11 protein-coding genes are annotated in these 12939 nt (G+C 67.8%); 4 read left to right on the top strand and 7 right to left on the bottom strand.

Annotated elements, in window-relative coordinates:
* Positions 1–21: 21 nt before the first annotated feature.
* Complete coding sequence (locus tag AC0B44_RS04360) at positions 22–1635, top strand: alkaline phosphatase D family protein (RefSeq protein ID WP_471901687.1); 1614 nt, start codon at positions 22–24, stop codon at positions 1633–1635.
* Between the two features lie 32 nt (positions 1636–1667).
* Here the strand turns inward: AC0B44_RS04360 and AC0B44_RS04355 are convergent, their stop codons facing one another.
* From AC0B44_RS04355 to aspS, 5 genes are all read right to left on the bottom strand, one after another.
* Positions 1668–2834, bottom strand: a complete 1167-nt coding sequence (locus AC0B44_RS04355; RefSeq protein WP_471901686.1) for a kinase — start codon at positions 2832–2834, stop codon at positions 1668–1670.
* Between the two features lie 192 nt (positions 2835–3026).
* Positions 3027–3977 carry a transglutaminase family protein gene (locus AC0B44_RS04350; RefSeq protein ID WP_471901685.1) on the bottom strand — a complete coding sequence of 317 codons (951 nt, stop codon included), beginning with the start codon at positions 3975–3977 and terminating at the stop codon, positions 3027–3029.
* Positions 3974–6520: a circularly permuted type 2 ATP-grasp protein gene (locus AC0B44_RS04345; protein ID WP_471901684.1), complete on the bottom strand. Its 2547-nt coding sequence runs from the start codon at positions 6518–6520 to the stop codon at positions 3974–3976. The genes AC0B44_RS04350 and AC0B44_RS04345 overlap by 4 nt, the downstream gene beginning before the upstream one ends.
* 172 nt (positions 6521–6692) lie before the next feature.
* Positions 6693–6962, bottom strand: coding sequence for a DUF4235 domain-containing protein (locus tag AC0B44_RS04340; RefSeq protein ID WP_471901683.1), 270 nt, complete (start codon positions 6960–6962; stop codon positions 6693–6695).
* Between the two features lie 235 nt (positions 6963–7197).
* Positions 7198–8988 carry an aspartate--tRNA ligase gene (aspS, locus tag AC0B44_RS04335; RefSeq protein WP_471901682.1) on the bottom strand — a complete coding sequence of 597 codons (1791 nt, stop codon included), beginning with the start codon at positions 8986–8988 and terminating at the stop codon, positions 7198–7200.
* A gap of 140 nt (positions 8989–9128) precedes the next feature.
* On the opposite strand from aspS, the gene ypfJ reads away from it, so the two are divergent.
* On the top strand, positions 9129–10043 hold the full coding sequence (ypfJ, locus tag AC0B44_RS04330; RefSeq protein ID WP_471901751.1) for a KPN_02809 family neutral zinc metallopeptidase: 915 nt from the start codon (positions 9129–9131) through the stop codon (positions 10041–10043).
* Between the two features lie 7 nt (positions 10044–10050).
* On the opposite strand, the gene AC0B44_RS04325 is transcribed toward ypfJ, so the two are convergent.
* Complete coding sequence (locus AC0B44_RS04325; RefSeq protein ID WP_471901681.1) at positions 10051–10350, bottom strand: protease inhibitor I42 family protein; 300 nt, start codon at positions 10348–10350, stop codon at positions 10051–10053.
* Between the two features lie 112 nt (positions 10351–10462).
* Between AC0B44_RS04325 and AC0B44_RS04320 the strand changes: the two genes are divergently transcribed.
* Positions 10463–10948 (top strand): hypothetical protein, encoded by a 486-nt coding sequence (locus AC0B44_RS04320; RefSeq protein ID WP_471901680.1) that lies wholly within the window; start codon positions 10463–10465, stop codon positions 10946–10948.
* Positions 10949–11160: 212 nt separating this feature from the next.
* On the opposite strand, the gene AC0B44_RS04315 is transcribed toward AC0B44_RS04320, so the two are convergent.
* Positions 11161–12465 carry an MFS transporter gene (locus AC0B44_RS04315; RefSeq protein WP_471901679.1) on the bottom strand — a complete coding sequence of 435 codons (1305 nt, stop codon included), beginning with the start codon at positions 12463–12465 and terminating at the stop codon, positions 11161–11163.
* A gap of 47 nt (positions 12466–12512) precedes the next feature.
* Here AC0B44_RS04315 and AC0B44_RS04310 point away from each other — a divergent pair, with 47 nt between their 5' ends.
* On the top strand, positions 12513–12896 hold the full coding sequence (locus AC0B44_RS04310; RefSeq protein WP_471901678.1) for a MerR family transcriptional regulator: 384 nt from the start codon (positions 12513–12515) through the stop codon (positions 12894–12896).
* The last annotated feature ends 43 nt before the right edge of the window (positions 12897–12939 follow it).

Genomic DNA, 12939 nt, shown 5'->3' with positions numbered 1-12939 from the left:
GACGCCGTGACCCTTCCTCGTGTGACGCGTCGAACACTTCTTCGTGCCGGGGCCCTCGCCGCCGGTACCTCCGCTCTCGCCGCCGCGACCGCTCCCGGTGCGTCCGCCGCCCCGGTCGTGTTCGCCCACGGCGTCGCCTCGGGCGACCCACTGCCCGACGCCGTGATCCTCTGGACTCGCGTGACCCCCGTTCCCGAGGCGGTGCCCGGGTCCGGCGCCGGGCCCGCCACGACCGTCCGATGGCAGATCGCCCGGGACGCCGCGTTCGCCGACACGGTGGCGTCGGGATCGGTGTCGGCGACAGCGGACACCGACCACACCGTGAAGGTCGATGCGACCGGCCTGGCCTCCGGCACGGACTACTACTACCGCTTCGACGCGGGCGGCGCGGTTTCCCCGACCGGTCGCACACACACCGCCCCGAGTGCCGATGCGCACGTCGACCGGCTTCGGCTCGGTGTCGTGTCCTGTGCGGACTGGGAGGGTGGATTTTTCGCGTCGTATCGGCATCTCGCCGACCGCGGCGACCTGGACGCGATGGTCCATCTCGGCGACTACCTGTACGAGTACGCGGCGGGACAGTTCCCGGTATCGGCCGGATCCGAAGTGCGCACGCATGTTCCGGCACACGAGATCGTCACCCTCGCCGACTACCGAATGCGGCACGGCCAGTACAAGACCGACCCGGACCTACAGCGTCTGCATGCACTCGTGCCGTGGATCGTCGTGTGGGACGACCACGAGTCGGCGAACGATTCCTGGGCCGGCGGCGCGGAGAACCACGATCCGGCGACCGAGGGCGATTGGGCTGCGCGCAAGGCCGCCTCGGTGCGTGCCTACGACGAGTGGATGCCCGTCCGCAGGCAGGGCGACCGGCTGTTCCGGCGTCTTCGCTTCGGCGACCTCGCCGAACTGTCGATGCTCGATCTTCGCACGTATCGCAGTCGACAGCCCCGGCCGGTGGACGGACGAGAGATCGACGACCCCGGCCGCACCATCACCGGCAAAGAGCAGATGGCCTGGCTCACCGCGGGCCTGGCGAGTTCCCCGACGCGTTGGCAACTGGTCGGCAACTCGGTGATGCTCGCGCCGCTTCTGCTGCCTCCCCTCGACGTGCGCACGACCGGTGCACTGACCGCGCTTCTCGGTGTGCCGTCGAGCGGAGTGCCTTTCAGCACCGACCAGTGGGACGGGTACCCGGCGGACCGGCAGCGTCTGCTCGACGCGATCGTCCGGGCGGGACGTCGCAACGTCGTGTTCCTGACCGGTGACATCCACACGTCGTGGGCGTCCGAGATCCCCGTCGACCCCGCCGGCTATCCCGGTGCGGGCACCGTCGCCACCGAGTTCGTGGTGCCGTCCGTGACGTCGGCCAATATCGACGAGTTGCTCGGGATCCCGCCGCGCACGGCGTCGCCGGCGCTGGAAGAGGTCGTTCGGTCCACCAACCGGCACGTCCGGTTCGTGGAACTCGATTCCCACGGGTTCGGAGTCCTCGAAGTCACCCCGGAGGCGGCGCAGATGGAGTGGTTCTTTCTCGACGATCGCACCGACCCGGCGACCGCCGCACGACGAGCGGCGGGCTTCAAGGTGGCCGACGGAAGCGCGCGCGTCGAACCCGCGCCGCCGGTGTGACCCGGACGGCGCCGGCCCCCGGCAGGTGGGCGTCAGGCGGCTTCGCGTGCCTCGAGCTGTTCGAGCACCTCGCGCGCATGTCCGGCGACGTCGTCGTGGCCGGCGTCGGCGGCGAAATCGGCGAGCAGCATCCAGCGCGAACGCAACGCCTCGATGCGCGGCACGGACAGTTCGTGCTCGCGCACCGACGCTATTCGGGCATGGTCCTCGGGCAGGAACAGATAGGTGCTGAGCCACACGCACGCCAGGAGCGCGTCGAGAAGACGTTCGGCCAGCACCTCGTCGTACGCCAGATGCGGCCACATACCGACCACTTCGGCGCGCCACGCGTCGGCCATCTCGCGCATCCGCTCCACGGTCATGGGAACGGCACACACGCACAGGGGGAAGGACGTCAGCGCGAATGCGATATCGAGGGTCGCGTCCCGGAAGCCTCCCCACTCGTAGTCGAGGAACTGCACGCCGTCGTCGCCGACGACGATGTTGTCCGGGCACAGGTCGGACGGGCTGAACGCGCGGTGGCGACCACCGGTGAACAGCTTGGCCGCACGCTCGGCCCGGTCCCGGACCGACTCGGGCACGGTGAGATCGAAGTCGGAGGCCAGAAGTTCGGGCACACCGCGGACCGCGTCGATCGCCTGTTCCGACACCATGTCGGTGACATGCGAGACGTCGGCGCGGCGCAGCAACGCCGCGAAGTCCTCTTCTCGTCCCACGGTCGCGGCATGCATCCGGCCGAGAGCCTGTGCAAGCGCCATCAGCGTGTTGCCGACAGTCTCGGTGTCGCCACTGCGCATCAGAGTCGCCAGAGGCGTCGCGTCGCCGAGGTCGCTGAGGACCAGCAACCGGGTCGCGAAGTCGTAGGCGAGCAGTTCCGCACCCGGGCGGTGGTCTTTCGCGAGTGCGGTCGCGAATTGATACGAGACCGCTTCGCGCAGGAATGCGATCTGCTCGTCGGTTGCGGACCCGTGGAGGTCGACGTGTCCCGCTCCGCGCGACGGCGGCACCTGCTTGAGAACGAGGGTGCGGGGCAACGAGAACGGATTCGCGGCGACTCGCACCCGGAGCACGACGGACCGGCCACTGCCTCCGAGGTCGACGGGGTCCGCCAGCTTGACCGGCGCTCCAGTACGACGAGTGAGCAGCTGTTCGGCTGCCTGCACTACCTCTGACACGGGGTCCGCCAATGTTGCAGTCATCACGAACCAATCTACAGGTTCTCGGTCACAAAATGGGCTCGCACAAGACCTCGGCCACCGAGGACCTTCGCCGGTCACGCCCGGACGAGCACCCCCGATTCGTCCCGAACTGCGGAGTTGCGGCAAGGTTCCGGCGTATCCCGGCATCCCGCTGCCGGGAACGGACCGACGTTTGCGGGCCGCTCCGGACTTTCACTCACCCCGATCGGAATGCCCTCCCGGAGCCTGGAATTCTTCGTCGATCGGCGCGACGTCGACCGACACCTCGATGGTGCTGTCCTGTGCCTCGGTGTAGATCACGCCGCGCAGCGGTGACACGTCGGCGTAGTCGCGGCCCCATGCCACGGTCGTGTACCGCTCGTCGCCGAGTTGGTCGTTCGTCGGGTCGAAGTCCAGCCAGGTGCCGTCGGGCAGCCACACCGACGCCCACGCATGCGTCGCGTCCACCCCGACCATCCGTTCCTTGCCGGGAGGAGGATCGGTCGCCAGATATCCGGAGACGTAGCGCGCCGCCAGGCCCTGGGAACGCAGACATGCGATGGCCAGGCGCGCGAAGTCCTGACACACCCCCGACCGGGCGTCGAGCACTTCCGCGACCCGGGTGGACACGGACGTCGACCCGGAGCGGTAGGTGAAGTCCGTGAAGATCCGGTGCGTCAGGTCGATGATCGACTCGGCCAGCGGTCGCCCGGCGGTGAACGTCTTCTCCGCGTAGGCACGCACGTCGTCGTCGATCTCCGGCGGGTTGACGTCGAGCACGAAATCGACTGCGAGTGCGCCGGCAGATCCCGCCGGCCGCGCGGTCTCCCACGGGGCCAGACACGCCGGGGTCCGTAACCGGCCGGGGTCCGGAGGCGAGACCGCGACCTCGGAGCGGCCGATCACTTCCAGTACCTCGTGGGTGTCGGTGACGTGGAAGAACAGGTCGCGGTTGCCCCACAGGTCCACCCCGGTGGACATGTCGGCGGGCTCGGGACTCACGGTGACCTCACTGGTGAGCACCCGTTGCCGGTCGGTCTCGCGGGGCAGCAGGTATCCACGCCCGTAGGAGGAGGTCACCGCGGCCGAATACCGGTAGGTGGTGCGGTGCACGATCCGGTACCGGCGCACGCCGGTCTCGACGGATCCGTCGGCGACGGTCATGGCAGGTCTCTCCGCTCTGTGCCGCCCCAGAGGGGACGAGTTCCACCGGGCAACGACAACGGCCCCTTCATCAACACGACCGCGAGTTCGGTCAGACCGTCGTGCGTCGAGTCCAGAAGACGCGCGAACTCCACTCGTACACCGTCGGTGACGGACTCGAGATCGGACGGATCGCAGCGACGCAGGGTGGCGACCAGGTCGTCGACGAGGCGCTCCGGCAGGGACGATCCCGACGAATGCGGCAATGCGGAGAGGTTCTCGCGCAAGCGGTCGAGGACGTATGCCAGCGAGCGCGGATTACCGGGGTCGAACAGGAGCAGTTGCGCGACGGCGGCGACGCGCACGGTGGTGTTGCGCCGCCGGAAGGTCACCGAACTCTCGGCTGCCGCGAGCACCGACTCCATGAGCGCGCGTTCGGTGGGACGGGCGTGCTCACGCGTGAGAGTCGCCGACAGCAGCGACACCAGCGCGAGGCCGCGCTCGATCCGTTTGCCGATGTCCATCACATGCCAGCCGAGATCGCGGACCATCGACTCCGCACCGAGACCCGAGAGGGCGAGCATCCCGTTGAGCACCGCCGCCTGTGTTGCGCCCAGCTGCGCTCCGTCGTCCTCCGGGTCCACCGCGAGATCGTCGAGCGCGCGCTGTACGTCGGCCAGCACCGTCCAGGTGTCGTGGGAAAGCTGGTCGCGCACGGCGCGGGCAGCGCGTTCGAGACCGGCGAACGATTGTGCCAGCGAGCCCGGCCGTGTGCGGTCCTCGGTGAGCGCGCGGAATTCGGCCGCGACGTTGCGATGGTCGTCGACCATCGACACACCTTCGCGCAACTGCGACGTCGCCACGAGTGTGCCGAGCAGCACCGGCAAGCAGTCGCTCCCCTCGAGCCACGGGCGGTTCCGGTAGTCCTGGTACCGCTCGCGCATCGAAATGAGAAGGCGCGCAGTATCTTCTGCACGCTCGCTGTAGCGGCCGATCCAGAACATGTCGTTGAGCACACGTGGCGAGGCCACCACGTCGGACCGGGGCACGGCGAAACGCGGCAACGATTCCGGCACGGCCGGTCCGGCCGCATCGGTTGTCGCACCGCCGGCCACGGTGCGGACCCACACGTCCTTCGCCGCGACTCTCGGATTCGTCTCCGGCGCCACACCCGGCACCAGAACCTCACAGAGACCACCGGGCATCGGGGTGTATCCCACCCGCTGCGCCACGGTGAACAACCGCAGGCTCACGGGCGACGCGGTGACATTCGTTCCGTCGAGGCTGGGCGCGTGCGAGTACTCGACACGTTCCTGCGCGACCCAGTTCGAGGGTTGCGCCTTCACCCGGGCCAGCAGCGCTTCGCGCTGCGCGACCGTCAAGGCTTCGCCCACGACGGTTTCCGAGGTGACCGTGGATCGCAGGATCAGTTCGGGCAGGCGCGAGGTGAGCACCGAGAGCCCCGAGTCGGTGCCACCCCAGTGGGTCTCCTCCGACTCGAGCAGAAGGTCCTCGTCGAGCAACGCCCGGGAAACGGCCCCGAGGTATCCCGTGAGCGCGGGGTTCTCGAGCACGCCGCTGCCGAGGGGATTGACGAGGGAGACCCCGCCGCGCCGGACGACCTCGACGAGCCCGACCACTCCGAGGCGCGAATCCCGCCGGAGATCGAGGGGGTCGGCGTAATCCGCGTCGATCCGGCGCATCACCACGTCGACGCGCGTGAGCGAACCCAGCGAACGCATCCACAACCGCCCCTCGCGCACGGTCAGGTCTGCGGATTCGACGAGCGGCACCCCCAGGACGCTCGCGAGATGCGCCTGGTCGAAGGCGGTTTCGGACTGCGCGCCCGGGCTGAGGACCACCACGAAGGGATCTTCGACACCGCTGGGTGCGACATCCCGCAGGGCAAGCCTGAGCGCGTGACCGAACGGAGCGAGAGGCCGCGGCCCGGCGGTGGTGTAGATCTCCGGCATCGCGTGGGCGACGACTCTCCGGTCTGCCATGGCATAGCCGAGGCCGGAAGGCGCCTGGGTGTGGTCGCGGATCGCACGGAAGCTGCCGTCGCGATGCCGCGCGACGTCGACCGCGTGGATGAAGAGTTGGTGCGGGCCCGGAAGGGTGACCCCGTGGGCGACTCGGAGGTACCCGGGGTGGCCGAACACCAGCTCCGGGGGGATCAGGCCCGAGGTGAGTGTCCGCTGCGGGCCGTACAGATCTGCCAGCAACGCGTCCAGGACACGCGATCTCTGCACGAGCCCGCGTTCGAGAATCTCCCAGTCGTCCGCTGCGAGGACCAGAGGAAGGGCGTCGATCTCCCAGCGCCCGGGACCGGTCACCTCACCGTCGGCGTCGACCGGGTTGTAGGTGATGCCGTGGTTGTCGACGAGCGTGCGTACACGACGGCGGTACCGTTCGAGCACCGCGGGCGAGCGCCCCTCGAGTACTCCGGCGAGCTCGTTCCAGTGGTCCCGGATCTCGCCTGGAGCACTGTGGAGTTCGTCGTAGGGCAGACCCAGCGGAGTGCCGAACTCCCCTATCGGATCCGCCTCGGCCACATGCTGCATGAAGCGCCGCCCTCTCGATCCTGTTCGTCGGCGCACCGTCTTTCACGACCCGCTCGACCGTCGCACCGGCGACCGGGTCAACTCTGCCAGGTGAAGTTGCTCAACGGGTATTCGTGGACCGGAGGGCGGCGCAAGGGGTGCCGCACATCACTGCGCTGGGTCTCGGTCGGGACTACTCCGGCGAGACGTGGGTGGCCTTCTTGAATCCCTTCGCGGTGGCACGGTTCACGCCGGCTTTCACCACGCCGAAGATCAAACCTTGCAGCGCGGCCGCGATGAGTACGTCGCGGGTGCTCTGTGCCAGGTCCTGTGGTTCCGGCTTCGGACGGTTCGAACCCACCCGCTTCCATACCTGCCTGAAGACCGCTCCCGCGATCACACCTCCCCCGATACTCGCTGCCATAGCGAGGGGCTTGTAGACCATCAAGCGTGCGTCGGGCATCTGGTGGTTCCTCCTTCGTTTCAGCGCCCAGGGGTGGCGCCGCGATCTCCCGACCGAGGTACCCGCTCCTGCCGAGGACAAACGAGGTGGTCGTCGAACAGGCGGGGTTGTTGCATCACGACGGTGGTGCAGCGTTCGGTTTTTCACTCGTTTCCGTCGCGTTCGAAATCGGTTCTGCCCGGAGATACAACGAGGCCGCACGTCCTCGGACGTGCGGCCTCGTTGTAGTGGGAGATCAGGCCTCGGCGGGCGGAGCCTTCGTCTCGGGTTCGGGCTTGAAGTCGATACCCGATTCCTTGCGCTGCTCCGGCGTGATGGGGCCGGGCGCATCGGTCAGCGGATCGACGCCGCCGCCCGACTTCGGGAACGCGATGACCTCGCGGATGGAATCCATTCCGGCGAGCAGCGCGGTGATGCGATCCCAGCCGAACGCGATGCCGCCGTGCGGGGGCGCGCCGTACTTGAAGGCGTCGAGCAGGAAGCCGAACTTGTCGTTCGCTTCCTCCTCCGAGATGCCCATCACCTTGAACACGCGTTCCTGGATGTCGGGACGGTGGATACGGATCGAGCCACCGCCGATCTCGTTGCCGTTGCAGACGATGTCGTACGCGTAGGCGAGAGCCGAACCGGGATCGGTGTCGAACGTGTCCATGAACTCGGGCTTGGGCGAGGTGAACGCGTGGTGCACCGCCGTCCACGCCGAATGTCCGAGTGCCACGTCGCCGCTCGCGGTGGCATCTGCGGCGGGCTCGAACAGCGGAGCATCGACGATCCACACGAACGCCCACGCGTTCGGGTCGATGAGATCGAGCTTGCGGGCGATTTCGCCGCGCGCGGCGCCGAGCAGCGCACGCATCGGCTTCGTCGCGCCGGCGGCGAAGAAGATGCAGTCCCCGGGCTTCGCGCCGACGTGGTCGGCGAGGCCGGCACGCTCGGCGTCGGTGAGATTCTTGGCGACCGGACCGGTGAGTTCGCCGTCCTCCCCCACGAGGACGTACGCCAGGCCCTTGGCTCCGCGCTGCTTGGCCCATTCCTGCCATGCATCGAGCTGGCGCCGCGGCTGGCTCGCGCCACCCTCCATCACGACCGCACCCACGTACTCCGCCTGGAAGACGCGGAAGGTGGTGTCCTTGAAGAACTCCTTGCACTCGACGAGTTCGACGCCGAACCGCAGGTCCGGCTTGTCGGAACCGAATCGGCGCATCGCCTCGGCGTACGTCATGCGCGGGATCGGGGTCTGGAGTTCGTATCCGACGAGCCGCCACAACGCTTCGAGCACGTCTTCGGCGAGCAGCATGACGTCGTCCTGGGTCACGAACGCCATCTCGATGTCGAGCTGGGTGAACTCGGGCTGCCGGTCGGCGCGGAAATCCTCGTCGCGGTAGCACCGGGCGATCTGGAAGTACCGCTCGATACCGCCGACCATCAGCAGCTGCTTGAACAGCTGCGGCGACTGCGGCAGCGCGTAGAAGCTGCCGGGCTGAAGGCGCGCGGGCACCAGGAAGTCACGGGCGCCTTCCGGGGTGGAACGCGTCAGCGTGGGAGTTTCGACCTCGACGAACTCGTGCTGGGCCAGCACCGCACGAGCAGCGGCGTTGACCTTGCTGCGCAGCCGAATGGCCTTACCCGGACCTTCACGTCGCAGGTCGAGGTAGCGGTACTTGAGGCGGGCTTCTTCGCCTGCCTGGTCGTCGAGCTGGAACGGCAGCGGAGCGGACTCGTTCAGCACCTCGAGTTCGGTGGCGTTGACCTCGATGGCACCGGTGGGAATCTCGAAGTTCTGGTTTCCCTCGGGCCGCATCTCGACCACGCCGGTGACCTTGACACAGTATTCGGCGCGCAGACGGTGCGCCTGTTCGAGCACTCCCGGGTCGCGGAAGACCACCTGCGCCACCCCCGACGCGTCGCGCAGGTCGATGAAGATGACCCCGCCGTGGTCGCGGCGTCGAGCGACCCAACCGGTGAGGGTGACAGTCTGCTCGGCGTGCTCGGCTCGCAACGAGCCGGCGAGATGGGTGCGCAGCACGGAAGTCCTTTCGAAACGATCAGCGACGGGTTCGTCGGTCCAATCCTACGAAAGACGAGAACAGGGTGGGCACACGCATGCCGAATAGCGTCGTGACAAGCTTGTGCGACTTCTGGGCACTGCGACGAGAAAGCGATGCGATGACCTTCAACGAGGGCGCACGGATGAACCCCGGCCGAGTCCGCACCGGAAGCGGGGGACGCGGCGGCAAGATCGCCCTCGGCGGCGGAACCGGCGGCATCCTGATCCTGATTCTCGCGTTGTTGTTCGGCGGAGATCCCGCGTCGCTGCTCGGCGCCGGCGACCCCGGCCGGTCCACCGAATACGGGACCGAGGGGACTGTCGAAGGATGTGAGACGGGAGCCGACGCCAACGCGAACGTCGACTGCCGCATCGTGGGCACGGTGGCGAGCCTCGACCTGGTGTGGGAGGAGAACCTCGCACGCCAGACCGGAGTGGCGTACGTGCAGCCCGGCGTCGAGCTCTTCAACGGCGCGACCTCGACGGGCTGCGGCAACGCGACCAGCGATATCGGCCCGTTCTACTGCCCACCCGACGAGACCGCGTACTTCGACACCAGCTTCTTCGACGAACTCGTGACGCGCTTCGGAGCAAGTGCAGGACCGCTCGCGCAGGAATACGTGGTCGCGCACGAGGTGGGGCATCACATCCAGAACCAGCTCGGCGACCTCGGGCGCGCGCAGGCAGATCCGCGCGGACCGGAGTCCGGCGCGGTCCGCACCGAACTTCAGGCCGACTGCTATGCCGGGGTCTGGGCGTACCACGCGGACAAGATGCCCGACCCGTCCACCGGGCAGCCGTTCCTCACCCCCCTCAGCGACACCGACATCCGCGACGCGCTCTCCGCGGCGTCCGCGGTCGGCGACGACCGGATCCAGTCGGCCGCGTCGGGTCGCGTCAACCCGGAAGCGTGGACGCACGGCTCGTCCGAGCAGCGACAGAAATGGTTCCTCGCCGGCTACCGCACCGGTCAGGTCTCGGCCTGCGACACCTACTCGGCACGCAACCTGGACGCTCCGGACGCGTTGCGCTGACCCCCGGTCAGGTCACGGTGACGGTCATGTTCGCCCGGTCTGCGTCGAGGTCCGCCAGTCGCCGCATGCGCAGCGATACCGGCCAACTTCCCGCGCGCCTCGCGTGGAGATAGAAGACCCGCTCGCTGGCCGCCCCGGGAAACGGGTTCTTCGACGGCACGAACCGGACGTCGTGCAGCACAAGGCCCGCGCCCACCCGGTTGACGAACCAGCAGTAGTCGCGGGAAGTGTTCTCCTCCACGCGCAGTTCGATCATGTCTCCCACATCGACGGTCAGATCGCGTGGGCCGGTGCTGACGTGTTTCATCACCTCAGGGTACGAGGCGCCTGTGATGTGGACCACTACTCTTACGAACGGACGTGCACCTAGTGCGGAAGTGAGATGTGTGACATCGCACCGTCCCGGGCACCCGAACGGGATGAACGACGAATCACCCGGCACAACGCTAACCGACGCGGAGATCGGCGGCTATCTGCTCGCCCTGGCGGACGATAAGGCGTACAACGAACTGACCGAAGCCGTCGGGATGCTGATCTCCAGCACCGACTCGCACCCCCCTCCCTACAACGGCGTGTTCCGGTGGGTCGTCAGCGCCATCGCGGACGTCTTGGTCAGTAAGTGCGGACCGGAAGTCCGTGGCGGCGAGGGTGTCTCTCTCACGATCCGCACCATGGGCGGCGGGGTTGTCGACCTGAGCAGTGTCGCGGAACCCGAATCGAGCGTCATGAAGGCCGTCGCCGCGGTACTCGCCGGCGGCGCATCCGAAGCGCGGGTGAAGTTGGGGCCCGTCGGATTGGGCATGGACTGGATGAGCCGCCTCGAAATGCTCGTCGAAGCGGTGTTGTGGCTCGACAAGCTTCTCGACGCACCGGCGTCCGACACGCCCGACACGTTCCCGTGGTGACCGTTCTCGCGGTCCCCGAATCCGGTCCGCACGACCCCGCGCCATGGGCGACGGTCTTCACCACGTAGGCCCGCGTGAGCGTGTACGCAGGCCTACGGCTTCGCCTGCACCGGAACCACCGATCCCCTGCCCTTGCAGGGCCACCCGTACAGATCTTCCGTCACAGGTCCTCGGGCCCGCCTTCGGTGGTCCGGTCGCCGGCGATCCTCCCTTCACGTACGACTCGACAGCAGCAACAGTCCGATCGCACCGAAAGCCGCCACCAGCAGGGCGACCGGAGCGAGTCCCTCGACTCCGGACGCGGCGACTCCAGACCCGACGATCAATCCCCCGAGCGCGGCGCCGCCCGCAACGCCGAGACTGAGAACGGTGACGACGACACTGCCCGCCGCCGGGCGGAATTGCGGCGAAGCAACTCGGAGAACCCGGACCTGCATCGCAGGCGGAAACAGGCCGATGAACCCTCCCCAGACCACGATCGCGGCCATGAACACCGCTGGCACCGCGGGTGCGACCCACAGCATGGTGAAGGCGGCAAGCGCCGCGAGGGCGGAGGCAGGCAGGGTCGCCCGGGGCCAGCGATCCGACAGCCAACCCGACAGCACAACCCCGACGGCACTGGCCACGCCGAACACTGTCAGCAACACCGCTACGGCACCGGCGTCCCATTCTGCGACCTCGGTGATCAGCAGCGTGACGTAGGTGAACAGCACGAAGTGCGCGACGAGCACGAGTGCCGCAGCGACCGCGGTACCGACGGACAGGATCGCGCTGCGGTCCCAGCGCGCTCCCGTGGCGGTGCCGGCAGCGTCCGTCGCATCGGGAGCAGTCGCATCGCGAGCATCGGTGAGTATCGGTACGAGGACGCCCGCGGTGAGGGCCAGCACGACTGCCGCACCGCCGAATATCGCGCGCCATCCCGCGACGTCGACGAGTGCGGCACCGAGTGGGAGTCCGACGAATCCCGCGATCGTCGGGCCGGACAACACGATTGCCAACGCGCGTCCGATTTGATCGGAGGCGACGATGCCGGAGACGTACACGACGATCACCGCCCAGAACACTCCGTGCCCGGCCGCCGCGACCACCCGTCCGAGGAGGGCGACTTCGAAGGTCGGCGCGAATGCGGTCACCATCCCCGCCACCGCGACCACACCGAGTGCCGCCGGAATCAGCAGCGTACGGCGCACACGCATCGTGGCGCGCACCAAGGGAATGCTGGTCAGCGCGACCGTCAGTGCCCAGGCCGTCACCAGCGTTCCGGCCACCGCCGGTTCGACGCTCAGCCCGCGGCCGATCTGCGGGAGGAGACCTGACGGCAGCATCTCCATGGTCACCGTGGCGAACGCGGCGAAGGTCACCGCGATCAGTTTCGTCCAGGGCAGCGACGGCTTCGTCGGAGATCGGGCACCGCCTTGCGTTGCGGGATTCGTCGATATCGCGGAATCCGTCGATACTGCCGAATCCATCGATGTGGGGGAATTTTCGGATGTGGTCGAACGGTCGACGTCTGTCATGTCACGACGCTAAACTTTGACATCAACGTCAAGGTCAAGGAAGAAATATGCGGATCGGTGACTTGTCCCGCAAAACCGGACTCTCTTCCCGGATGCTGCGCTACTACGAACAAGAGGGCCTGCTCCACCCGGAGCGGACCGCGAACGGCTACCGCGATTACAGCGAGAACGACGCCGCTCGCGCGATATTGATTCGCGACCTCGTCCGCTCGGGCGTGCCCACGCGTCTGATCCCGGCGGTTCTCGATCAACGAGACGGCCTCGAAGGCCGATGGACACGCAACTGCGACCGGGTGTTCGCCGACATGCTCGGGAGCGAGATCGAAGACCTCGACAGCCGCATCGCGTGTCTGACGCGCAGCCGAACCGCCCTCGACGAGTTGCTGCGCTTCGCGCAATCGCAGATCGGGTCCGAGCGAGCGAACGCCTGAGCACTCACGCCAGACGTGTTCGGCGCGAATGACGTGGCAGGAT

This window comes from Rhodococcus sp. NPDC019050, assembly GCF_055664235.1.
Note: the sequence above shows the minus strand (reverse complement) of the source record. Positions and strands in the feature narration are given on the sequence as shown.

Coding starts and splice junctions, on each gene's coding strand:
- AC0B44_RS04320 (WP_471901680.1), top strand. CDS start 10,463: ATGAACGACGAATCACCCGGCACAACGCTAACCGACGCGGAGATCGGC.
- AC0B44_RS04325 (WP_471901681.1), bottom strand. CDS start 10,350: ATGAAACACGTCAGCACCGGCCCACGCGATCTGACCGTCGATGTGGGA.
- AC0B44_RS04355 (WP_471901686.1), bottom strand. CDS start 2,834: ATGACTGCAACATTGGCGGACCCCGTGTCAGAGGTAGTGCAGGCAGCC.
- ypfJ (WP_471901751.1), top strand. CDS start 9,129: ATGACCTTCAACGAGGGCGCACGGATGAACCCCGGCCGAGTCCGCACC.
- AC0B44_RS04350 (WP_471901685.1), bottom strand. CDS start 3,977: ATGACCGTCGCCGACGGATCCGTCGAGACCGGCGTGCGCCGGTACCGG.
- AC0B44_RS04340 (WP_471901683.1), bottom strand. CDS start 6,962: ATGCCCGACGCACGCTTGATGGTCTACAAGCCCCTCGCTATGGCAGCG.
- AC0B44_RS04315 (WP_471901679.1), bottom strand. CDS start 12,465: ATGACAGACGTCGACCGTTCGACCACATCCGAAAATTCCCCCACATCG.
- AC0B44_RS04345 (WP_471901684.1), bottom strand. CDS start 6,520: ATGCAGCATGTGGCCGAGGCGGATCCGATAGGGGAGTTCGGCACTCCG.
- AC0B44_RS04310 (WP_471901678.1), top strand. CDS start 12,513: ATGCGGATCGGTGACTTGTCCCGCAAAACCGGACTCTCTTCCCGGATG.